24 protein-coding genes, 2 tRNA genes, 2 rRNA genes and 1 other annotated feature are annotated in these 22121 nt (G+C 26.8%); of the genes, 22 read left to right on the forward strand and 6 right to left on the reverse strand.

What is annotated here, in order from left to right:
- From NG901_RS11920 to NG901_RS11935, 4 genes are all read left to right on the forward strand, one after another.
- Window positions 1-105: ribosomal RNA gene (locus NG901_RS11920) — 23S ribosomal RNA — on the forward strand; the annotation flags it as partial.
- A gap of 58 nt (window positions 106-163) precedes the next feature.
- Window positions 164-280 (forward strand): 5S ribosomal RNA (gene rrf, locus NG901_RS11925).
- 6 nt (window positions 281-286) lie between these two features.
- Window positions 287-362: transfer RNA gene (locus tag NG901_RS11930), tRNA-Phe, on the forward strand.
- 1 nt (window position 363) lies between these two features.
- A tRNA-Cys gene (locus tag NG901_RS11935) sits at window positions 364-437 on the forward strand.
- A gap of 294 nt (window positions 438-731) precedes the next feature.
- Here the strand turns inward: NG901_RS11935 and NG901_RS11940 are convergent.
- The gene (locus tag NG901_RS11940) at window positions 732-1679 is read right to left on the reverse strand and encodes a magnesium transporter CorA family protein (protein WP_252214895.1); all 948 of its coding nucleotides are present in this window, start codon (window positions 1677-1679) and stop codon (window positions 732-734) included.
- A 280-nt stretch (window positions 1680-1959) separates the two neighbouring features.
- On the opposite strand from NG901_RS11940, the gene NG901_RS11945 reads away from it, so the two are divergent.
- Window positions 1960-2436 carry a DUF6106 family protein gene (locus NG901_RS11945; protein WP_252214897.1) on the forward strand — a complete coding sequence of 159 codons (477 nt, stop codon included), beginning with the start codon at window positions 1960-1962 and terminating at the stop codon, window positions 2434-2436.
- Window positions 2437-2496: 60 nt separating this feature from the next.
- Here NG901_RS11945 and NG901_RS11950 read toward each other — a convergent pair whose 3' ends face one another.
- On the reverse strand, window positions 2497-3657 hold the full coding sequence (locus NG901_RS11950; RefSeq protein WP_252214899.1) for a zinc-binding metallopeptidase family protein: 1161 nt from the start codon (window positions 3655-3657) through the stop codon (window positions 2497-2499).
- Window positions 3658-3817: 160 nt separating this feature from the next.
- Here NG901_RS11950 and NG901_RS11955 point away from each other — a divergent pair, with 160 nt between their 5' ends.
- From NG901_RS11955 to fdxA, 6 genes are all read left to right on the forward strand, one after another.
- Complete coding sequence (locus NG901_RS11955) at window positions 3818-3988, forward strand: sigma factor G inhibitor Gin (protein ID WP_252214901.1); 171 nt, start codon at window positions 3818-3820, stop codon at window positions 3986-3988.
- Window positions 3989-4146: 158 nt separating this feature from the next.
- On the forward strand, window positions 4147-4824 hold the full coding sequence (locus NG901_RS11960; RefSeq protein WP_252214906.1) for a dTMP kinase: 678 nt from the start codon (window positions 4147-4149) through the stop codon (window positions 4822-4824).
- 114 nt (window positions 4825-4938) lie between these two features.
- Window positions 4939-5271, forward strand: coding sequence for a cyclic-di-AMP receptor (locus NG901_RS11965; RefSeq protein ID WP_252214909.1), 333 nt, complete (start codon window positions 4939-4941; stop codon window positions 5269-5271).
- Window positions 5272-5282: 11 nt separating this feature from the next.
- Window positions 5283-6215 (forward strand): DNA polymerase III subunit delta', encoded by a 933-nt coding sequence (locus tag NG901_RS11970; RefSeq protein WP_252214912.1) that lies wholly within the window; start codon window positions 5283-5285, stop codon window positions 6213-6215.
- Between the two features lie 3 nt (window positions 6216-6218).
- On the forward strand, window positions 6219-7127 hold the full coding sequence (locus NG901_RS11975; protein WP_252214915.1) for a PSP1 domain-containing protein: 909 nt from the start codon (window positions 6219-6221) through the stop codon (window positions 7125-7127).
- Between the two features lie 145 nt (window positions 7128-7272).
- Window positions 7273-7443, forward strand: coding sequence for a 4Fe-4S ferredoxin (gene fdxA, locus NG901_RS11980; protein ID WP_003369634.1), 171 nt, complete (start codon window positions 7273-7275; stop codon window positions 7441-7443).
- A 48-nt stretch (window positions 7444-7491) separates the two neighbouring features.
- Here fdxA and NG901_RS11985 read toward each other — a convergent pair whose 3' ends face one another.
- A complete protein-coding gene (locus tag NG901_RS11985) occupies window positions 7492-8130 on the reverse strand; it encodes an MBL fold metallo-hydrolase (protein WP_252214918.1) in 639 nt (212 codons plus the stop codon).
- 190 nt (window positions 8131-8320) lie between these two features.
- Here NG901_RS11985 and NG901_RS11990 point away from each other — a divergent pair, with 190 nt between their 5' ends.
- The 6 genes from NG901_RS11990 to NG901_RS12015 all read left to right on the forward strand — a co-directional run bounded on the left by NG901_RS11990 (window position 8321) and on the right by NG901_RS12015 (window position 14289).
- The gene (locus tag NG901_RS11990) at window positions 8321-8776 is read left to right on the forward strand and encodes a CtsR family transcriptional regulator (protein WP_252214920.1); all 456 of its coding nucleotides are present in this window, start codon (window positions 8321-8323) and stop codon (window positions 8774-8776) included.
- Between the two features lie 14 nt (window positions 8777-8790).
- On the forward strand, window positions 8791-9366 hold the full coding sequence (locus tag NG901_RS11995) for a UvrB/UvrC motif-containing protein (RefSeq protein WP_252214922.1): 576 nt from the start codon (window positions 8791-8793) through the stop codon (window positions 9364-9366).
- Window positions 9350-10369 (forward strand): protein arginine kinase, encoded by a 1020-nt coding sequence (locus NG901_RS12000; protein WP_252214925.1) that lies wholly within the window; start codon window positions 9350-9352, stop codon window positions 10367-10369. The genes NG901_RS11995 and NG901_RS12000 overlap by 17 nt, the downstream gene beginning before the upstream one ends.
- Before the next feature lie 30 nt (window positions 10370-10399).
- Complete coding sequence (locus NG901_RS12005) at window positions 10400-12838, forward strand: ATP-dependent Clp protease ATP-binding subunit (protein ID WP_252214927.1); 2439 nt, start codon at window positions 10400-10402, stop codon at window positions 12836-12838.
- Between the two features lie 283 nt (window positions 12839-13121).
- A complete protein-coding gene (locus NG901_RS12010; RefSeq protein ID WP_252214929.1) occupies window positions 13122-14057 on the forward strand; it encodes an NAD(P)/FAD-dependent oxidoreductase in 936 nt (311 codons plus the stop codon).
- A 4-nt stretch (window positions 14058-14061) separates the two neighbouring features.
- On the forward strand, window positions 14062-14289 hold the full coding sequence (locus tag NG901_RS12015; protein ID WP_252214931.1) for a glutaredoxin domain-containing protein: 228 nt from the start codon (window positions 14062-14064) through the stop codon (window positions 14287-14289).
- Window positions 14290-14382: 93 nt separating this feature from the next.
- Here NG901_RS12015 and NG901_RS12020 read toward each other — a convergent pair whose 3' ends face one another.
- A complete protein-coding gene (locus NG901_RS12020) occupies window positions 14383-14610 on the reverse strand; it encodes a glutaredoxin family protein (RefSeq protein ID WP_252214934.1) in 228 nt (75 codons plus the stop codon).
- A gap of 68 nt (window positions 14611-14678) precedes the next feature.
- A complete protein-coding gene (locus NG901_RS12025) occupies window positions 14679-14846 on the reverse strand; it encodes a hypothetical protein (protein WP_252214937.1) in 168 nt (55 codons plus the stop codon).
- Window positions 14847-15112: 266 nt separating this feature from the next.
- Here NG901_RS12025 and radA point away from each other — a divergent pair, with 266 nt between their 5' ends.
- Both radA and disA read left to right on the forward strand, forming a co-directional pair.
- Entirely contained in the window at window positions 15113-16480 is a 1368-nt protein-coding gene (gene radA / locus NG901_RS12030; RefSeq protein ID WP_252214940.1) for a DNA repair protein RadA, read from the forward strand.
- Window positions 16481-16497: 17 nt separating this feature from the next.
- Window positions 16498-17562, forward strand: a complete 1065-nt coding sequence (disA, locus tag NG901_RS12035) for a DNA integrity scanning diadenylate cyclase DisA (protein WP_252214943.1) — start codon at window positions 16498-16500, stop codon at window positions 17560-17562.
- 48 nt (window positions 17563-17610) lie between these two features.
- On the opposite strand, the gene NG901_RS12040 is transcribed toward disA, so the two are convergent.
- Window positions 17611-18009, reverse strand: coding sequence for a nucleoside triphosphate pyrophosphohydrolase family protein (locus tag NG901_RS12040; protein WP_252214945.1), 399 nt, complete (start codon window positions 18007-18009; stop codon window positions 17611-17613).
- 277 nt (window positions 18010-18286) lie between these two features.
- Between NG901_RS12040 and NG901_RS12045 the strand changes: the two genes are divergently transcribed.
- The 3 genes from NG901_RS12045 to NG901_RS12055 all read left to right on the forward strand — a co-directional run bounded on the left by NG901_RS12045 (window position 18287) and on the right by NG901_RS12055 (window position 22111).
- Window positions 18287-19381, forward strand: coding sequence for a PIN/TRAM domain-containing protein (locus NG901_RS12045; RefSeq protein ID WP_252214947.1), 1095 nt, complete (start codon window positions 18287-18289; stop codon window positions 19379-19381).
- 18 nt (window positions 19382-19399) lie between these two features.
- Complete coding sequence (gene ispD, locus NG901_RS12050) at window positions 19400-20074, forward strand: 2-C-methyl-D-erythritol 4-phosphate cytidylyltransferase (protein WP_252214949.1); 675 nt, start codon at window positions 19400-19402, stop codon at window positions 20072-20074.
- A 68-nt stretch (window positions 20075-20142) separates the two neighbouring features.
- Window positions 20143-20322: a binding site (T-box leader), on the forward strand.
- Between the two features lie 76 nt (window positions 20323-20398).
- Entirely contained in the window at window positions 20399-22111 is a 1713-nt protein-coding gene (locus tag NG901_RS12055) for a proline--tRNA ligase (RefSeq protein WP_252214952.1), read from the forward strand.
- The last annotated feature ends 10 nt before the right edge of the window (window positions 22112-22121 follow it).

Here is a 22121-nt window from a genome sequence, read left to right on the forward strand (position 1 = left end):
GTAAGCTAGTAAGACCCCTTGAAGACTACAAGGTTGATAGGTCAGAGGTGTAAGTGTGGCAACATATTTAGCTGACTGATACTAATAGGTCGAGGGCTTGACCAATAAATAATTGTTATATACAATTTATGTGTAATTTTGAAAGAATAATCTTTCAGAATAATCTGGTGATGATGGCATGGAAGTAACACTCCTACCCATTCCGAACAGGAAAGTTAAGATCCATAGCGCCGAAGGTACTGCACGGGAGACTGTGTGGGAGATTAGGACGTTGCCAGGTATGAATGGCTCGATAGCTCAGTCGGTAGAGCAGAGGACTGAAAATCCTCGTGTCACTGGTTCGATTCCAGTTCGAGCCACCATGGCGCTATAGCCAAGTGGTAAGGCAGAGGTCTGCAAAACCTTTATCCCCAGTTCAAATCTGGGTGGCGCCTCCATTAAAACCTTGAATTATTTGATTCAAGGTTTTTTTTGCGCTTAAAAAATAAAAAACAAAAAAATTATCCACAAAAATAAAATTATAAACAAAGTTATCAACAATTTACTTACAAAATGTATATAAAATATATTTTTATGTGGATAATTTATAGAAAAATATTTAGATTATAAAAAAGAGACTATATAGAATGGGAATTAGTATATTGTGTTAACTATACTTTAAGAATAATATAGATAAAAAAGAACCTATACTAAATAGGCAATAAAAAATGTCTATAAATATAGGATTTATCTTAATTAAACATATCTTTTTTATATAAAATAAATGCTACTATGAAACATATTCCGAATGTTAACATCATAACTATTGAGAATGCATGAGGATTATCATCGGATAAAGGTAACATAACATTCATACCAAATATTCCACTTATAATAGTAGGAATTGCCATAAGTATAGTTACAGACGCTAATACCTTCATAACTATATTTAAGTTATTTGATATAACTGAAGCAAAGAAGTCCATTGTACTAGCCAAAATATTGCTATATATTTCTGTCATTTCTATAGCTTGCTTATTTTCAATGATAACATCTTCTAAAACATCTTTATCTTCCTCATATTTTTGCATCATTTCTAACTTTAACATTTTTTCTAATGTTATCTCATTAGCTTTTAATGAAGTTGAGAAATATACAAGAGATTTTTCTAATGAATGAAGTTGAATAAGTTCTCTATTTTTCATAGACTTATGTAATCTTTTTTCAATCATTAAACTTTTTTTATCTATTTGTCTTAAGTAAAGTAAGTAATAAGTAGATATTCTATTTAATATCTGTAATATAAATCTCGATTTTTTAAATGTAAAAAATGATTTTATTCTAGCATTAGCAAAGTCAGTTATAATTTTACTGTTTTTTAAACATATAGTAACTAACAGTTTGTTAGTATGTATTATAGCTAATGGATAAGTGTCATATGTTAAAGAATTTTCTTCCATTTCTGTGAATGGTATATCGACTATAACTAATATAGCATCATCCTCAATATCAATTCTGGATGTTTCTTCATCATCTAGTGCTGCTTTTAAGAAATCAATGGAAATTCCAGTTTTCTTTGATACAAGAATTAGTTCTTCTTCAGATGGAGCTACTATGTTTATCCAACAACCATTTTCAATATTATCAATAGGTTTTAAACTTGAATCGAATTCACTCTGACTTTTATAAATTTGAATCAATAAAATCACCTCCAAATATATTATTATACTATTATACTATTATAATAAAGATATTACGAATATACTATAATAATAAATTAAAAAGAGAAAGTAGCTATTAAAATTTGAAAATCGTATTAAAACATAGAAAACATGTAATTAAAAACCCACAATTAATAGTATTCTAATATTTATAGAGAATATAAAGGAATATAGCGTTATTTAAATATAGCTTTATATTGAAAAGCTTAGTATAATCATAATGTTATTTTAAATATTTAAAGTATGGGGGAAAATATTAATGCATAAAGAGGTAGTCATAAGAAAGAAGGCACCTGTTATAGCGATAGTATTACTTATAATTACAGCAATGTTGTATTTATATCAAGGAATAAGTGTTTTAGGTATAAAAAATATAATGCTCGTTAAGTTCTATAATATGACCATTGTATTTTTAACTTTAAGTATAATATTCTTTGAGATAATGAAATGCAGAATATCATATAAGTATTCGATCATAGCGAACAAGCTTATTATTAATAAAATTTTTCATAATAATGAAAAAAACTTAGAAAGTATAAATTTAGCTGATATCGTGTATATCGGGAAAAGTAATTACATAACTAAAGAATATATTGTAAAGAGTAAGGGCAATTATTCTTGTGGAATAATTAATACGAAGAAATATTGTTGTGTATACAAAAGAGAGAATGTTTATTATAAATTTAGCTTTAATCCAAGTGATAAACTTATAAGAAGATTAAATCTTAATATTTAATTTACAAGAAATAAATGTGTTTAATATATAAATAAAGGTACTCTGTTAGAGTACCTTTATTTATATATTTTTATTATTAAAGAAATCATTTTTTACTTCATTAAGAAGATTTTCATTTTGAATTAAATCCATTCCTGTAAATGCCAGTGCTAATGCTGCATTTTTACATTGCTTAAGTGCAAATTCTGACTGAGTAGCTTTAGCAAAATCTTTTGTTCCATATTTAATGTTAGGATCATCGGTTATGCAGATATAAGGATGTATGCAAGGAACTTTATGACTAACATCACCTAAACTTAATCCTGCATATATATCACGTGGCTTTCCAATATCTATTATTCCATTTTCTTTTAGATTGTGACTAAATAATCTATTAAGAGTTCTATTAGTTATTAATTCTTTATTTGATGGTTCATATAAAGAAGTGGTATATTCTAAATTTGTTAATTCAGAAATATATTTTGCTATAGTTCTAAGCTTATTATCAGCCCATTCAGCGGTTTTATAATCGTTACTTCTAATATAAAATTTAGATTCTGCTTCAGCAGGTAATAGTAAAGGAGTATATCCTCCTTTAGATAAAATTGAATTTATTTCTAAATCTTTAGGAAATCCTTTTTTAAGAGAATTTAATATGTTTAAATTTAATAATACTGCATCTAGTGCGGTATAAGTATTTTGATTTAAAAAAGTTAAGCCATCTTTTCCTTTATATTGTATGCTTAATGGAATTATTGCTGAAGATGTTCCACTTTCATTTGTCAATACATCAGGATGAGCAAGCATTACTACATCTATATCATCAAAAACACCTTGTCTAGTCATAACAGCTTTAGTTCCACCTAAGTATTCGCCTGGACAACCTATTACGATAACAGAGCCACCTATTTTATTTATGACACTACCTAATGCTAATGCAGCTCCTATTGATATTGTACTTAAAGCATTATGTCCTGTGAGATGTCCATAATCTTTAACAGCATCATATTCGCTTAAAAAACATATTTTAGGATAGCCATTACCTTTTCTACACATAAAAGAATTAGATATATCTAAAAAATCTTCATTAACCTTAAAATTATGCTTATTTAGTAAATTACAAATATATTTTGCAGATTTAATTTCAGTATAACTTTCTTCAGGATTATTATATAAATAAGAACTTAAATCATTAAGTTCTTTATCACAAGTTGACAGAAATGAAATTATTTCTTGCTTCATAATACAACCCTCCAAATTATTATTTGATATTATTTTTTCCAATTATAAAAAAAATATTTGTTTATTAAAATTAAAAGAAAAATATATAAGCATATTTAAGATTAAAAAAATTATATATGGAAATAATTAAGCTAAAAGATATATTAGGGGGTAAAGAATTTTGGAGAATAAAGTATGTTTTTTATGTGGCAAAAAAGAAGGTAGTGGTATAATATTAAAAGGAGAAAAAATATGTTCTAATTGTGAATGTGAACTTACAAATATTAGCGTTGTAAATCCTAAATATCATTACTTTAAAGAAAAAGTTAAAAATATTTTATTTAAAAAATAAAATTAGATTTTTACTTTATTAAGATTTATTAATAGCTATATTTAATTATATAGCTATTTTTATTTTGGAAAGATTTTAGAAAATTACATCAAAATATAATTTTCAATTTAGAGTTTATATAGAAATTAAGAAATTAATTATTATGGGGGAAATTCATTATGACAAAAGGTAAATTAATTATAATAGAGAGCGGATCAGATGCTTCAGGGAAGGCAACTCAAGCTAAGAAATTATATGAGAGATTATTAGGAGAAGGATATAATATAAGAAAAGTAACATATCCTAATTATGATAGTCCGGCTTGTATGCCAGTTAAAATGTATTTGAGTGGTGAATTTGGAAGCAAACCTGAGGATGTAAATGCATATGTAGCATCAACATTTTTTGCTATTGATAGATTTGCTTCATATAATATAGAATGGAAAGAATTTTATAATAATGGTGGAATAATTATCTCTGATAGATATACAACATCTAACATGGTACATCAAGCAGTGAAAATGGATGATAAGGAAAAGAACAAGTACTTGAATTGGTTATATGATTTAGAATTTAATTTATATAAACTTCCTATTCCAGACTGTGTAATGTTTTTAGATGTTCTACCTGAAATAAGTCAAAAATTAATGAAAGATAGAAATAATAAATTTACAGGTGAGAAAGAAAAAGACATACATGAAAATAATAAAGATTATTTAGCTAAATCTTATTATAATTCTTTAGAAATAGCAGATAGATATAATTGGAATAAAATAAAATGTAATGACGGAGATAAATTAAAGACAATAGAAGAAATTCATGAAGAAATTTATAAAAAGGTTAAAAAATATATATAGTAATTTAAATTAATATTTTATAAATTAAAAATAGAAATATTTATTTATATAATCTAAGTACATATTTATGGTAAAATGATATCAAGAATAATATGAATTAGAGGTGGATAGTAAATGAAATTAGTTATTGCTATAGTACAAGATGAAGATGCAATAGATGTGTTAGATTCATTAACAGACAATGATTTTAGAGTAACTAAACTAGCTACTACGGGTGGATTTTTAAAAGCAGGTAACACTACTTTAATGGTTGGAGTGGAAGAAGAGAAGATTGACCAAGCACTGGATGTAATTAAAGAAATATGTAAAAAAAGAAAAGAAACAGTAATAGCCCCAACACCTTTAAGTAGTAATGAGGGTGGATATGTTCAACAATGCCCTATGCAAATTACTGTAGGTGGTGCAACTATATTTGTTGTAGATGTTGATAAATTTATAAAAATATAAGGAGAATAGCATTGAGAGAAATTATTGGTCATGAAAGAATTATTAATGGATTTAATCTAAGGAAAAGAAGTAATACTTTTTCTCATGCTAATTTAATTATTGGTGATGATGGGATTGGAAAAAGTTTAGTTGCAAATTATCTTGCAAATGGTATATTAGGATTAAAGGGTGATAAGGAATTTGTAGATATTATAAATTATTACCCTTTATCTTCTTCATTTGGAGTAGATGATATAAGAAATATTATAGAGGAAGTATCTAAGAAACCTTTTGAAAGTGATAAAAAAGTTTTAATACTTCATAAGTGTGAAAAGATGACTATTCAAGCCCAAAATGCATTGTTAAAAACTATAGAAGAGCCTCCTGTGGGAGTGCATTTAATACTTCTTAGTGAATCACTGGAATTAATTTTAGATACTATAAAATCACGTTGTCAAACCTATAAGTTAACACCATTATCTAAAGAAGATATTAATAAGTATATAGAGTATAAATATTCCGAAATAAGCATAGAAAATAAAAAAGCAGCTTTAGCATATAGTCAAGGTATTCCAGGAAAAGTTGAAAAATTTATAGAAGATGATAAATTAAATGATTTAAGAAATATATTATTAGAATTATTATGTGATTTAGAAAATAATAAAGACAATTTTGTTTTAAAATATAAAGAGGTATTAGCTACTTATAAAGATAAACAAAGTGAAGTTTTAAATATATTAATTTCATATATAAGAGATATTATGTTTTTAAAGGAATTAGATTCTAATGATTTAGTTGTAAATTTTGATAAACTTAAAGAAATAAGAGACATATCAATGAGAATGTCTTATAAAAAGCTTAATTCTATGTTAGAATACATAAAAGAAGCAAGAATTAGTTTAAATAATAACACTAATTATTCAATGACCATAACAGTATTGCTTATGGGATTTGCGGAGGTATAATTGATGATAAAAGTTATTGGAGTAAGGTTTAAAAAAGCGGGAAAAATTTATTATTTTGATCCAGTAAACTTTGCTGTTAAAAAAGAAAATTATGTAATAGTTGAAACTGCTAGAGGAATAGAATTTGGCCAATGTGTCATAGGAATAAAAGAGATATCAGAAGATGAAATAGTATCACCTTTAAAAGAAGTTATAAGAATAGCTGATGAAAAAGATATTCAAAAACATAAGGATAATAAGAGCAGAGAAAATGAAGCTTTAGAAATATGTTTAAAAAAGATACAAGAACATGGACTGAAAATGAAATTAATAGATGTAGAATATACATTTGATAATCATAAAGTTATATTCTATTTTACAGCCGATGGAAGAGTGGATTTTAGAGAATTAGTTAAAGATTTAGCTACTATATTTAAAACTAGAATAGAATTAAGACAAATCGGTGTAAGAGATGAAGCTAAAATGATAGGCGGTCTAGGACCTTGTGGAAGACCAATGTGTTGTTCCACTTTTTTAGGAGACTTTGCATCCGTATCTATTAAAATGGCTAAAGAACAAAACCTTTCTTTAAATCCAACTAAAATATCAGGTATATGTGGAAGACTTATGTGTTGCTTAAATTATGAACAAAGCACTTATGAAGATATTAGAAGAAGACTTCCTAAAGTTGGATCGATAGTTGAAACTATTGATGGAAAAGGTGAAGTAATAGGTAATTTAACAGTAAAAGAAAGTGTAAAAGTGAAATTAAAACGTGGAGACGAAGAAGTAATTGATATATATAAAATAGAGGATGTTAGATTAATATCTGGAAGTTATGAAGGATCAATAGATAATTCAGATATAAAATTAGAAATTGAATCTGAAGAGGATAAAAAATTGATAAAAGAGTTGATTAAAGAAGAAAATTAGAGAAATATGGGGAAAAATTTCATAAATTGCCCATATAATAGATTATGAAATTGACACTTTTATCACAAAATACTTTTAAAACATTAAAATACATGATAAAATTGTAGATGGTTAATTATCATACAATTTTAGGAGGTGTTTTTTAATGGCATTTGTAATTAATGATTCATGTGTAAGCTGTGGAGCATGTGCTGGAGAATGTCCAGTTGATGCTATAAGCCAAGGAGATGCATACTACGTTATTGATGCAGATACTTGTATCGATTGCGGTAACTGTGCTAATGTTTGCCCAGTTGGTGCTCCAGTTCAAGAATAGTAGAAAAGATCGTCTATAGACGATCTTTTTTTTTATATAAAATCATACTCAAGGTGGTGATAATAATAAAACAGAGTTTTCTTTATAAAGTTTTAAATTATCACTAGTTAATGCATTAGAGTTTATTTTTTCAACATTATCCATAGATATTAAAAAATTTTTAGGATCATCTAAATAAAGCATAGATTTAAAAGTTTTATAATGAATGGGTATTATATATTTTGGAGAAATCAATTTACTTATTTTAGCCCCTTCACTACCATTTAAAGTGAAGTGTCCTCCTATTGGAACAAGCAAAATATCTATATTTTCTAATTTAGTAGAAATCAAATCTAAGGGGATATGTCCTAAGTCTCCTAAATGACAAATTTTCAACTTATCTAATGTAAAAGTATATATTATATTAGGTCCTCTTTTTAATCCATTATATTTATCATGAAATGAAGAAAATCCTTCTATATGAATGAAATCAAAATCAAAAACCCCAGTAGTATTAATAATTTTTACATTACTATCATTTTCTTTTAAAAATGAATGATCAAAATGATTATGACTTATTACTATAATATCAGAGTGAAGAAAATCGTTATTATATCCTATAGAATCATCAAATGGATCTATTAAGATTCTTTTACCATTATTACTTGTTATTAAAAAACAAGAGTGTCCATACCAAGTTAATTTCATAATATAAATTCCTTTTGAAAAAAATATAAATTTGTATATTAAATATGTTTAACATTTAGTAAAGTTTTATTCAGATTTTAATAAAATAAATTATAGTGTTTTAAATTATAATATAATTATAGTATAATAACTACAAAGTCAAAGTAAGTCAAAAACAAAAATATAAACTGATGTTTAGGTAGGTGAACTTATGGCAAAACTTTCAGATATAATTGAAGAATTTATAAAAGAAATGTTTAATGATAGTGGAGAGAATATGGTCCTAATACAGAGAAATGAATTAGCTGATCAATTTAGATGTGCACCATCACAAATAAACTATGTTTTAACAACTAGATTTACTTATAATAAAGGTTATTTAATTGAAAGCAAACGTGGTGGCGGTGGCCATATTATTATAAAGCAATTAGACAACGATAGTTCCAGCAGAAGAGAGGAGATAATAAATCAAAGCATAGGTAATACAATAACATATCATAATGCTGTAAATATAATAGATAACTTATTTGAATCGGATATTATTACAGAAAAAGAAAGTGAATTGATGAAAATAGCTATAAACGATAGAACTTTAATTTCAGTTGAAAATAGAAATAAAATAAGAGCAGATATTTTTAAAGCAATGATTATGGTTATTTTATCTTAAGAGGTGGGGATTATATGTTATGTGAAAAATGTCAAAAGAATGAAGCTAAAATTAATTTAGTTAAAATAGTAAATGGAGAAAAAAATGAAATTTGGTTATGTGAATCTTGTGCTAAAGATATATCAGATATACCATTTATAAATTCTTTAAATGAAATTGGTGGATTACAATTTGAAAATATATTAACTGGATTTTTAAATAATCTTGGTGATAAAAAAACAAAGCCAAAGGAACTTGTTTGTCCTAAATGTAAAATGAATTATTCTGAGTTTGAGAAGACAGGAAAATTAGGTTGTAGTGAGTGTTATAGTGTTTTTTCTGAATATATAAAACCTATTGTAAAAAGAATTCATGGGAATGTAAAACATGTTGGGAAAATTCCAAAATTTGATGGAGAGTCTTTAATTAAAAGAAAAAAGATAATAAGGTTAAAGCAAGATTTACAAAATGCTATTAAATTAGAAGAATATGAAAATGCAGCTGTATTAAGAGATGAAATTAAAGAATTAGAAGAATTTATATTTATTAATAGTAAAGATAATAAAGTGTTTTTAGTTAAGGAGGAAAAAGGTAATGAGAAACTGGATTAATGAAGAATGCAACAAAGAAGATATAGTTATAAATAGTAATATTTCTTTATCTAGAAATTTAAAAGAAAAACCTTTTTCCAATAAATTAAATGAAATAGAAGCAAGAGAAAATGCAGAATTTATTTATCAAATTGTGAAAAGTGAACTTGAAGATGAATCTTGTATTTATCATTTGTGGAATGAAGACAAAGAACTAATAAATAGTTATTTAGATAAGCAATTAATAAGTAAAGAATTAATAAAGAATAAAGATAAAACAGCATTTGTTTTAAATAGTAAAGAAACTTTAAGTATTATGATAAATGAGGATGATCACTTAAAGCTAGAATGCATAACGGCAGGATTTGATTTAGAGACTGCATTTGATAATATCACAAAACTTGATGATAAAATAGAAAAACGAGTTCATTATGCATTCGATGAAAATTTAGGGTATTTAACTACATCCCCTACTAATTTAGGAACAGGAATGAGAGCATCTGTTAATATTCATTTGCCAGCTTTAAATTTTAATGATGAAATAAGTAATTTTAGCAAAGGACTAACTCAAATAGGTATGAATATGAAAGGCATATATGAAGAAGGAAATAAATCCTATGGAAATATGTACAAAATATCTAATCAGGTTACATTAGGACTAACTGAAGAAGAGATAATTGATAACCTAAAAGGTGCAGTGTTAAATGTTATTTCAGAAGAAAAGAAATTTAGAGAAGTTTTATTAACAAAGTGTAAATATGATATAGAAGATAAAGTATTTAGAGCATATGGAATTTTAACTTCAGCTATTTTACTAAGTGAAAAAGAGTGTGCTGAATTATTATCTAGTGTGAGATTTGGAGTTGAATTATCTTTATTAGATATTCCCAAAAATAAGTTAAATAAATTATTAGTATATACTAGAGATTCATCACTTCAGAACTATTTAAAAAGAAAACTTTTAAATAAGGAGCTTAACTATGAAAGAGCTAAATTTGTAAGATCAATATTAGCTCAAACTTAAATAAGAATATAAGGGAGGGATTTTTTGAGTATGGATTTTAATAAATTTACAGAGAGAACTCAATCAATAATATTAGAAGCACAAATTGAATCACAAGAATTTAAGCATGGTTATGTAGGTACAGAACATTTATTATTGGGTTTAGTAAAAGAAAAAGGACATCAATCTAAGATATTAAATGAATTTGGTATTGATTCAGAAATAGTAAGAGATATGATAAGTAGATATTTAGGCTATGGTGAATTACAAATGCCTGAAGATGATATATTATTAACACCTAGGGCAAAAAGACTTCTTGATGAAAGCTTTATAGAGGCTAAAAAATTTAGTCATAAAAATGTTAGTCCAGAACATATGTTAATGGCATTGCTTAATCAAGAAGAAGGCATGGCCTATACCATATTAAAAAATTTAAAATTAGATTTTAAAGAAATAAAAGATAAATTATTTATATTTCTAAATGGTCAGTATGTAGATGAAAATCAAGAAATTAAATCTCCAAGATCAGAAAAAACAAAAACTCCTATGTTGGATAAATACGGAAGAGATTTAACACAGTTTGCAAGAGATGGTGTGTTAGATCCTGTTATTGGAAGAGATTTAGAAAATCAAAGAGTTTTAGAAATATTATGTAGGAGAATAAAAAATAATCCTTGCTTAATAGGCGAACCAGGAGTAGGAAAAACAGCAGTAATTGAAGGGTTAGCTCAAAGAATTGTAGAGGGTAATATTCCTGAAATATTAAGGGATAAGAGAATAGTTTCACTTGATTTAACTGCATTACTTGCAGGTGCTAAATATAGAGGTGAATTTGAAGATAGATTGAAAAAGGTAATGTCAGAAATAGAAAAAGATAAAAGCATCATAATATTTATAGATGAAATTCATACAATAATAGGTGCAGGAGCAGCTGAAGGAGCAATAGATGCTTCTAATATATTAAAGCCAGCACTTTCTAGAGGAGAGATTCAATGTATAGGTGCAACAACTATCAATGAATATAGAAAACATATAGAAAAAGATTCTGCTTTAGAAAGAAGATTTCAACCTGTTAATGTTGGTGAGCCATCAAAAGATGAAACACTAATAATATTAAGGGGATTAAGAGAAAAGTATGAAGAACATCACAATGTTAACATTACAGATAAAGCATTAGATGCCGCTGTTGAGTTATCTGATAGATATGTTACAGATAGATTTATGCCAGATAAAGCTATTGATTTGATTGATGAGGCATCAGCTAAAGTTAGAATAAAAAATTTAATTCCACCTACTAATTTAAAATCAATGGAAGATAAAATAAAAGAAACAACTAAGGAAAAAGAAGAATGTATTAGAGTTCAAGATTTTGAAAAAGCAGCAAATATGAGAGATATTGAAAATAGCTTAAAAGAAGAATTAGAAGCACTTAGAAAAGAGTGGAGTGATAAAAATTCTAATAAATCATTAAATGTAGATGAAGAAGATATAGCAGAAGTTGTATCAGCTTGGACTAAAATACCTGCTAAAAAACTTACAGAAAAAGAAAGCGAAAGATTACTAAAACTTGAAGATATATTACAAAAAAGAGTTATAGGTCAAACTGAAGCAGTTGAATCTATAGCTAAGGCGGTAAGAAGAGCTAGAGTTGGAATAAAAGATCCTAATAGACCAATTGGAACATTTATATTTTTAGGACCTACAGGTGTTGGTAAAACAGAACTTTCAAAAGCATTGGCTGAAGCTATGTTTGGAGATGAAAATAGTATAATAAGAATAGATATGTCTGAATATATGGAAAGTAATTCAGTTTCTAAATTAATAGGTTCACCTCCAGGATATGTAGGATATGATGATGGAGGTCAATTAACAGAAGCAGTCAGAAGAAAACCTTATTCAGTGGTGCTTTTAGATGAAATTGAAAAGGCTCATCAAGATGTATTTAATATATTACTTCAAATTATGGAAGATGGAAGACTTACAGATTCTCATGGAAAAGTAGTTAATTTTAAAAATACAATAGTTATAATGACTTCTAATGTGGGAGCACATCAAATAAAAAAACAAAAAGCAATTGGATTTAATACAAGTATTGATAAAAATTCAGAATATGAAAAGATGAAAGACAATGTTTTAGAAGAATTAAAGAGAAGCTTTAAACCAGAATTCTTAAATAGAATAGATGATACAATAGTATTCCATAAATTAAAAGAAGATGATCTTTTAGATATAGTTGATTTAATGTTAAAATCTATTACTAAAAGACTTGAAAATAAAAATATACACTTAAACTTTGAAAAAGATAGTAAAAAATTCTTGATTAATAAAAGAATTGATTTAAATTATGGAGCAAGACCGTTAAGAAGAATTATTACTAAAGAAGTAGAAGATAAATTAAGTGAAGAGATACTTTTAGGCAATATAAAAATTGGAGATAGAATTAAAGTAAATGAATCAAAAGATAATTTAGTTTTTACAAAGCTAGATTAATAGTTTAAAAAGTTATCTTAAAATAACTTTAATGTGTTTAGGTGCATTATTGGTATTTTTAAGATAATTTTTTATTTGCTTATATCTTAGGAAAAGTGTTGATATATGCATAAGTAAAGCTGGATTGAATAAAATAATATTTATTTGTTAATAGTATTTATTAATTGGAAATTATATGATAAAATTATAAATATAATAATTATTACAAGGGAATAATTAACTTATAGAGTTTTAAATAAGCTTATGCTAGATATAAGTTTATTTAAAGATAAGAGGTGAATTTATGACTAAACAAGAAAAAGAAATAGATTTAATAGTAATTGGTGCAGGTCCAGCAGGATTAGCTGCAGGCATTTATGGCGGTAGAGCAAAGTTAGATATGATAGTTTTAGAAGAAAGAATAATAGGTGGTCAAGTAAGAAACAGCTATACTATTGAAAATTATCCTGGATTTGAAAAAATATCAGGAGCAGATTTAGCAGATGTTTTTCAAAAACAAGTTGAATCATTAGGAGTAACTATAGACGAATTTGATTTAATAGAAAATATAGTATTATCTGATGATGAGAAGATAGTAGAAACTGAAAGTTACATATATAAACCTAAGGCTATAATAATTGCAACAGGAGCTTCACCTAAAAAACTACCAGTTTCAGAGGAAGCAAAGTATGAAGGCAAAGGTGTTCATTATTGTGCAGTTTGTGATGGTGCTATGTATGAGGGAAAAAGAGTTGGAGTGGTAGGTGGTGGAAATTCGGCTTTAGAAGAAGCGATATTTTTAACTAAATTTGCTGAAAAAGTTTTTGTGATTAGAAGACATGATTATTTTAATGGAGAAAAATCTTTAATAGAAGAAGTGTTAAATCATCCTAAAATAGAGGTTTTATTTAATGAGGATTTAGTTCATTTAAGTGGTAATAACTTTTTAGAAGAAGTAACTATTAAGAATAAAAATACAGGTGAATTAAGTAAGTTAAAACTTGATGCTATTTTTGGATATATTGGAACAGAGCCTAAAACAAATGGATTAGAGAAATATTTAAAATTAAATGATTATGGGTACATAATTACAAATGAGGATATGGAAACTAAGATAGCTGGTGTATACGCTGTCGGTGATGTACGTGAAAAGAAATATAGACAAATAACTACAGCGGTTTCAGATGGAACAATAGCTTTATTAAATGCTGAAAAATACATAGCACAAAAGGAGAAATAATAATATGATAAAAATTTATTCAACATCATGGTGCCCTGCTTGTATAAAAGCAAAGAGATATTTTGACTTAAAAGGATTAAAATATGAAGAAATAAATGTTGCAGATAAACATGAGGATAGAGAAGAAGTATTTAAAGCATCAGGTCAAAGAAGTGTACCAGTAATAGATATATCGGGAAATATAATAGTAGGATTTGATAAAAAACAAATAGATGATTATGTAAATCGTTAGAATGAGAAAAAGTTATAATTTAAAAGAATAAAGACTTGGAAAATACAATTATTTATGTATTACCAAGTCTTTTGCATATTTATTAATATAAATTTATTTATTTAGGGCTTTATCTATAGATGGTTTATCAAATCCAATGATAATAGTATCATTTATATCTAATACTGGTACGCCCATTTGTTTAGATTTTTTAACCATATCTTCTCTAGCAATCATATCTTCTTGAACATTTAGTTCTTCAAAATCAACGCTCTTTGATTTTAAATAATTTTTAACTTTAACACACCACGGACAAGAATCTGTAGTATAAACTTTTACCATAATAACACTCCTTAACTAATAATAAATATTATTTAAAATATTATAATACTTAAGAAATAATATAGCAATTACTTTATTATATTATTATTTTCTAAATTAGAGTTTAAAACTAAATTAGAAAATTCATTTTGAGAGTATGTATTGTTAAAATTGTGTTGAAAAACATGCTCTTCATTATCTCTTAATATATTTTTTGAAGGAACTATAACATTATTAAAAGAATCTTTAGTTATCATATTATCATCTCCTTAAATTATATAAATAGTTTTTGTAATGAATTCATTATTTATACAAAATAGGATTTTAAATTGATAAAAAATTTTAGTTTAAATATAATGATAAATTTAATTACCAAATTTGGATGATATAATTAATAATAGTAGTTTATTAAAATTGTTAATTATAATTTTATTTAAAAGTTATAATTAATATTAAAATTTATGTTATTATAAAATTATTAATGAATATAGTGATTGAATCTTAAAATAAGAAAGGAATTTGTATGGCTAAAATAAAATCTACATATATATGTCAACAATGTGGATATGAAGCTCCTAAATGGTTGGGAAAATGTCCATCATGTAATAACTGGAATACTTTTAATGAAGAGATAAAAGATGATAGTAAAGTAGTAACTTCATTAAAAGCTAATAACATAGTACAAAATAACCAGCCTAAAAATATAAGAGATATAAAATCTGGAGAAAAAGAAAGATATGATACAGGAATAAAAGAACTTAACAGAGTTTTAGGTGGCGGATTAGTTAAAGGTTCTTTAACTTTAATTTCAGGAGATCCTGGAATAGGAAAATCTACATTGCTGTTACAAACTGCAAATAACATAGCTATAAAATATGGCAAAGTTCTGTATGTCTCTGGAGAAGAATCAGAAGAACAAATAAAGATTAGAGGAGACAGACTAGGTGTAAATAGTGAAAATTTGTTTATAATATCTGAAACAAATTTAGATGCTATTTCAATATATATAGAACAAATTAACCCTAATTTTGTTATAATAGATTCAATTCAAACTGTATTTAAAGAAAGTGTTTCTTCAGCACCAGGTAGTGTATCTCAAGTAAAGGAATGTTCAAATACTATTATGAGAATGTGTAAAGGTAAAAATATACCATTCTTCCTAGTTGCACATGTAACTAAACAAGGTGAATTAGCAGGTCCAAGAGTTTTAGAGCATATGGTTGATACGGTTTTATATTTTGAAGGTGAAAGAACAGAAGAATATAGAATTTTAAGAACCATGAAGAATCGTTTTGGAACGACTAGTGAAATAGGCGTATTTGAAATGCAACAAGAAGGTTTGGTAGAAGTATTTGATCCATCAAAAATATTTTTAGAAGATACTAGCGCTAATCAAGAAGGTTCTGTGGTTGTTGGAGTTATGGAAGGTACTAGACCTATCTTAATAGAAATTCAGGCATTAGTAAGTGAAACTAAAGCTCCAATGCCGAGAAGAACAGCTGTTGGAATTGACAATCAAAGATTAAGTTTAATATTAGCAGTTTTAGAAAAAAAACTAAAGGTATTTTTCTATAATAAAGATGTGTATGTAAATGTAGTAGGTGGACTTAATATAGATGGAACATCTGCAGATTTAGGATTAGCATTAGCATTAATATCTAGTGCAAAATCTAAAGAGTTTAAATTGGATAAAACATTAATGGTAGGAGAAGTTGGATTAACTGGAGAAATAAGACCAATATCATCAGCTGAAAGATTAGTAAAAGAAGCTGAAAAACTCGGATTTAAGAATGTAATAATTCCTGAAAGAAATTTAGATAAAATAAAAACAGACGATATAAAAGTAATAGGCATTAGACATTTAATAGAAGCAATAAATAAGATATTTTGAGAAGAACAGGTGAGTGTATGAGATTAGAAAAGGGAATGAAAATAAAAGATACTTTAAAAATTATGTGCCCAGGCACTCAACTACGGGAAGGACTTGAAAATATCCTTAGAGCTAAAACAGGTGGACTAATTGTAATTGGAGATAATAAAGAAGTAATGGATACAGTAGATGGCGGATTTACTCTTAATTCTGATTATAGTCCATCATATGTTTATGAATTAGCTAAAATGGATGGGGCAATAGTAATTAGTGAAGATTTAAAAAAAATTGTGTGTGCTAATGCTCAGCTTATACCAGATCCTTCAATTGTAACACATGAAACTGGTACTAGGCATAGAACTGCACATAGAATAGCCAAGCAAACTAATAATATAGTTATTGCTATATCTCAAAGAAGAAATATAATAACTGTATATAAAGGTGACATAAAATATGTTTTAAGAGATAGCAGCGTAATTTTGGCTAGAGCTAATCAAGCTATTCAAACTTTAGAAAAGTATGTTTCAGTTCTAGAAAGAGTAATTAACAACTTAAATCTTTTAGAGTTTCAAGATTTAACAACTTTATTTGATGTTGTTACTGCAATTCAAAGAACTGAAATGGTTATGAGAATAGTAGAAGAAATAAACATGTATATTTTAGAGTTAGGTAATGAAGGTAGACTTATATCAATGCAGCTTAATGAACTTGTTAAGCATATTGAAAGAGATGGAATATTATTAATTAGAGATTATTGCAAAGATGAAGAAGAACATAACGAGGTATATGAGCAAATACAAAAATTAAGTGCAACTGAACTTTTAGATTTAGATTCAATTGCAAGAGTTCTAGGTCATATAGGTGATTCACTTGTAGATACACTTATATCAGCTAAAGGATATAGAATATTAAGCAAAGTTCCTAGAATACCATCAAATGTAATAGAAAATCTAATTAAAGAATTTAAAGAATTAAATAATGTTATAGAGGCTGATATCGATGAGCTTGATATTGTTGAGGGAATAGGTGAAGCAAGAGCAAAGGCAATTAAAGATGGATTAAAAAGAATAAAAGAACAAATTCTCTTAAATAAAAAGATATAAAAAATAGAAAATCGGTATTACCATATAAAAGGTAAACCGATTTTTTTATTATCTAAAAGTAAATTTTCCAAGTGTATTTATTTTATTGTATTCTTTAAGCAAAACGTCATATAAATTTATATCTAAATTATTGCATAAAGAAGTAAGATAGAAAAGATTATTACCAATCTCTTTTTCTATAATTTCACGACAATTTTCACAAAGCTCACCACTTAAGTGAGAAGCTAAGTAGGTAGATAAGTCGTCAATAGATTTATCTTCATTTAATGAATTTTGTTTAGAAGCATTAATATTTATGCAGCCGCAATTTGTGACAGATTTTGCAACTGCTCTATTAACTCTCGAACTAGATTCACTATATTTAGTAAGTATGTCTAAGATACTTTTATGTCTTAACAAAGAATCACTTACAGAGTTTTGAAAATCATCAAATATTATATCCTTCATACGCCTCAACTCCTTGATATAATTTAATTTTACTTTAAGTAATTATAAATAAAGTAATTATAAATATTTTTAGACTATTTTATCAATATGGGATTAAGATTTGGAATACATGTATATAATACAGAAGAATTATATTAATTGATAGGGGGAGTATTTAACTAAACTTAATAAATTATTCATTTTAGATATATATATAGTGTGATATAATTAATAACAGTTAATATATAGGAATGAATTAATGTGTATTGTTGTAAGAATTTAGGAAGGGGTGAGATATTTGTTAAAAAAGATTATAAAGGGAATTTTTTCAGCTATAGGTTTATTAGTTGGTTATATTGTAGGTAAATCTTTATTAGACATACCTAATATTAAGGAATTGAAATATTTATCTACATTAACAGGTTCTATAGTATTTATAACTATTATATCATTGTTATTTGGAATTATATTGTATGTTGTATCTCCAATTATTTATAAAGCTATTTTTAATTTGGTTGAATATATAGAAAAGAATATTCAAAAACTTACATTAATTGAAATTATTTGTGGAGCATTGGGAGCTATTATAGCTCTAATATTAATGAGCTTTATTGCAAAGCCAATAAATGGAATAGATGATAAGTTTGGACCTATGTTATTTATATTTTTAAATATAATATCAGCGATAATAGGTGCAGATATATTAGTTAAGAAAAAAGATGATATAATAGCATTAATTTCTAATATAAAGAAAAATACAGGTAAAGAAAAGAAAGCAAAAAGTAATCATGTAAAAGGTGTAGCAAAAGTGTTAGATACATCGGTTATAATTGATGGTAGAATATTTGATATTTGTGAAACAGGTTTTATAGAAGGTCCTTTAGTAATTCCTAATTTTGTCTTAGATGAATTAAGACATATATCAGATTCTTCAGATTCTTTAAAGAGAAATAGAGGAAGAAGAGGATTAGATATATTAAATAGGATACAAAAAGAACTTTCAATTGAAACACAAATTTGGGAAGGCGATTTTCCTAAAATAAGTGAAGTAGATAGTAAATTATTAAAACTTGCTCAAACATTAAACGGAAAAGTAATAACTAACGATTATAATTTAAATAAAGTTGCAGAATTTCAAGGAGTACCTGTGTTAAATATAAATGAATTATCAAATGCGATAAAGTCAGTAGTTTTACCAGGGGAAGAAATGCATGTAGATATGATTAAAGATGGTAAAGAATCAACCCAAGGCGTAGGATATTTAGACGATGGCACTATGATAGTTGTAGAGGGCGGTAAAAAATACATCGGTCAAACAATTACTGTTATAGTTACATCAGTTTTACAAACTGCTGCTGGAAGAATGATATTTGCCAAACCAAAAGATAACTAAGAAAAGGAGCTTTTCTATATGGTTAGTGCAATAGTAGTAGCTGGTGGAAAAGGTAAAAGAATGGGCACTGTTCAAAGTAAGCAATATCTTAATTTGAATGGTAAGCCCATTCTTTATTACACCATTAAAAGTTTTTTAGATTGTAAATTAGTAGATAATATTATATTGGTAGTGCCATCCCACGAAATGGATTATTGTGAGAAGGAGATATTAGAGAAACATTCTTTAAAAATTAATAAAATTGTTGCTGGAGGAAATGAACGTTACGATTCTGTATATAATGGATTAATTAAAGCAAAAGGGTCAGATATTGTGTTAATTCATGATGGAGTAAGACCTTTTGTATCAGAGAAACTAATAGAAAATGCTATAAAATATGCAGAAGAGTATGGTGCAGCAGCACCAGGAGTTATGCCAAAAGATACAATAAAAATTATAGATAGTAGTAGATTTTCACTTAAAACACCGAATAGAAGTGATTTAGTATCTGTGCAAACACCTCAAGCATTCAAATATGATTTAATATATGATTGTCATAAAAAAATAAAAAATGAAGATGTTAAAATTACAGATGATACTATGGTTGTAGAGTATTTTGGAAATAAGGTTTATATATATGAGGGTGAATATACAAATATAAAAATTACTACTCCTGAAGACCTTATTATTGGTGAATATTTAGCAAATAAGTAGCTTATATATAATATATTGACAGTCAAATTACAAAAAGTTATAATAAATTAAGTTGATTGTAAAAATATATATAAGCTTTGATGAAGAATAGTAAAAATCGTCTTTAAGAGAGAAAATCCTTGGCTGTAAGATTTTCAATAGATTTTGAACCAGCTTCGGAGTAATAGGTAAAAACTATCGGTTTAATACCGTTATCATTATTAGAGAACAAATTTAGGTGGTACCGCGATTATAAGTTCGCCCTAAGATATAGGGTGGACTTTTTTTATATATTTAAAGCCACTTTAAATATAAAAAAATAATATATTTGGAGGAAATTTAACTATGAAAATGTCTAACATGTTAATATCTACACTAAGAGAAGTTCCAGCAGAAGCAGAAATTGATAGCCATAAGCTTATGCTTAGATCAGGAATGATAAGAAAAATGGCATCAGGAATATATAATTATATGCCATTAGGTCTTAAAGCATTAAAAAAAGTTGAAGATATAATAAGAGAAGAAATGAATGAAGCAGGAGCTCAAGAATTTTTAGCTTCAGCTATGATTCCGGCGGAATTATGGCAATCATCAGGTAGATGGGACGCTTATGGTGCTGAAATGTTTAGAGTTAAAGATAGAAATGAAAGAGATTTTTGTTTAGGACCTACACATGAGGAAGTATTTACTGATATAGCTAAAAATGAAATTAAATCTTATAAGCAATTACCAGTTAATTTATATCAAATTCAAACAAAATATAGAGATGAACGTAGACCTAGATTTGGTGTTATGAGATCAAGAGAATTTGTCATGAAAGATGCTTATAGCTTTGATAAGGATCAACAAGGATTAGATCTTTCATATAATAAAATGTATGAAGCATATGTTAAAATTTTTAATAGATGTGGATTAGATGCAAAATGTGTTGAAGCAGATTCAGGAGCAATCGGAGGATCAAATTCAGCAGAATTTATGGTTAAGTCAGAAGTTGGAGAAGACGATATTGTTTTTTGTACTCAATGTGATTATGCAGCTAATATTGAAAAAGCAACTGCTAGATTAGAAGAAGTAGAAAAAGAAGACTTAATGGAAGTTGAAAAAGTGTCTACTCCAGATAGCAGAGGAATAGATGAAGTATCAGAATTCTTAAATATATCTCCTAAAAAAACAGTTAAAACTTTATTATATAATGTTGATGGAAAAATAGTTGCTGTATTTGTAAGAGGAGATAGAGAAGTTAATGAAGTTAAAGTAGCTAATGCTTCACATGCATCAGGAGATATAGAAATGGCTTCTCATGAAGAATATATGAATTCAACTGGTTGCGGTATTGGATTTGCTGGACCAATAGGAATGAAGGCCGATTTAATATTAGTAGATGAAGAAGTTAAAAATATGTATAACTTTGTAACGGGAGCAAATGAAACAGGATATCACATTAAAAATGTAAATTATGGACGTGACTTTGAAGGAACAGTTGGAGACTATAGAAATGTAGTAGAAGGAGAAACATGCCCAACATGTGGTGGAAAGCTTACAATTTCTAGAGGAACAGAAGTTGGTCACATCTTTAAATTAGGAACTAAGTACTCAGAAGCAATGGATGCTAAATTTATAGCTGAAAATGGAAAAGAAGCTCCATTTATAATGGGATGCTATGGAATAGGTGTTACAAGAACTATGGCATCTATAATTGAACAACATAACGATGAAAATGGAATAGTTTGGCCATTATCTGTTGCTCCATATCATATTTCAATAATTGCTGTAAATGTTAAAGATGAAGAACAAGTAAAAATAGCTAATAAACTTTATGAAGATTTAAAATCTATGGGTGTTGAAGCATTATTAGATGATAGAAATGAAAGAGCAGGAGTTAAGTTTAAAGATTCAGAAATAATGGGAATTCCTATGAGAGTGACAGTAGGAAAGAAAATTGTAGATGGAGAAGTTGAATTTAAACTTAGAACTGGTGATATGCAAGTAGTTAAAATAGAGGAGGTTTCTCGAATAGTAAGAGAAGAATTTGAGAAAAATAATCTAAAATTAAGATAACATAGGAGGC

Source organism: Clostridium sp. CMCC3677 (assembly GCF_023845585.1).
Taxonomy (GTDB): domain Bacteria; phylum Bacillota; class Clostridia; order Clostridiales; family Clostridiaceae; genus Clostridium; species Clostridium aquiflavi.

What these genes read in the sequence shown, in the direction of transcription:
- NG901_RS12055 (WP_252214952.1), top strand. Translation starts at nt 20,399, where the DNA reads ATGAAAATGTCTAACATGTTAATATCTACACTAAGAGAAGTTCCAGCA.
- NG901_RS12040 (WP_252214945.1), bottom strand. Translation starts at nt 18,009, where the DNA reads ATGAAGGATATAATATTTGATGATTTTCAAAACTCTGTAAGTGATTCT.
- NG901_RS11950 (WP_252214899.1), bottom strand. Translation starts at nt 3,657, where the DNA reads ATGAAGCAAGAAATAATTTCATTTCTGTCAACTTGTGATAAAGAACTT.
- NG901_RS11965 (WP_252214909.1), top strand. Translation starts at nt 4,939, where the DNA reads ATGAAATTAGTTATTGCTATAGTACAAGATGAAGATGCAATAGATGTG.
- NG901_RS12015 (WP_252214931.1), top strand. Translation starts at nt 14,062, where the DNA reads ATGATAAAAATTTATTCAACATCATGGTGCCCTGCTTGTATAAAAGCA.
- NG901_RS11990 (WP_252214920.1), top strand. Translation starts at nt 8,321, where the DNA reads ATGGCAAAACTTTCAGATATAATTGAAGAATTTATAAAAGAAATGTTT.
- ispD (WP_252214949.1), top strand. Translation starts at nt 19,400, where the DNA reads ATGGTTAGTGCAATAGTAGTAGCTGGTGGAAAAGGTAAAAGAATGGGC.
- radA (WP_252214940.1), top strand. Translation starts at nt 15,113, where the DNA reads ATGGCTAAAATAAAATCTACATATATATGTCAACAATGTGGATATGAA.
- NG901_RS12000 (WP_252214925.1), top strand. Translation starts at nt 9,350, where the DNA reads ATGAGAAACTGGATTAATGAAGAATGCAACAAAGAAGATATAGTTATA.
- NG901_RS11945 (WP_252214897.1), top strand. Translation starts at nt 1,960, where the DNA reads ATGCATAAAGAGGTAGTCATAAGAAAGAAGGCACCTGTTATAGCGATA.
- NG901_RS11975 (WP_252214915.1), top strand. Translation starts at nt 6,219, where the DNA reads ATGATAAAAGTTATTGGAGTAAGGTTTAAAAAAGCGGGAAAAATTTAT.
- NG901_RS11985 (WP_252214918.1), bottom strand. Translation starts at nt 8,130, where the DNA reads ATGAAATTAACTTGGTATGGACACTCTTGTTTTTTAATAACAAGTAAT.
- NG901_RS12010 (WP_252214929.1), top strand. Translation starts at nt 13,122, where the DNA reads ATGACTAAACAAGAAAAAGAAATAGATTTAATAGTAATTGGTGCAGGT.
- NG901_RS11960 (WP_252214906.1), top strand. Translation starts at nt 4,147, where the DNA reads ATGACAAAAGGTAAATTAATTATAATAGAGAGCGGATCAGATGCTTCA.
- NG901_RS12020 (WP_252214934.1), bottom strand. Translation starts at nt 14,610, where the DNA reads ATGGTAAAAGTTTATACTACAGATTCTTGTCCGTGGTGTGTTAAAGTT.
- NG901_RS11995 (WP_252214922.1), top strand. Translation starts at nt 8,791, where the DNA reads ATGTTATGTGAAAAATGTCAAAAGAATGAAGCTAAAATTAATTTAGTT.
- NG901_RS12025 (WP_252214937.1), bottom strand. Translation starts at nt 14,846, where the DNA reads ATGATAACTAAAGATTCTTTTAATAATGTTATAGTTCCTTCAAAAAAT.
- disA (WP_252214943.1), top strand. Translation starts at nt 16,498, where the DNA reads ATGAGATTAGAAAAGGGAATGAAAATAAAAGATACTTTAAAAATTATG.
- NG901_RS12005 (WP_252214927.1), top strand. Translation starts at nt 10,400, where the DNA reads ATGGATTTTAATAAATTTACAGAGAGAACTCAATCAATAATATTAGAA.
- fdxA (WP_003369634.1), top strand. Translation starts at nt 7,273, where the DNA reads ATGGCATTTGTAATTAATGATTCATGTGTAAGCTGTGGAGCATGTGCT.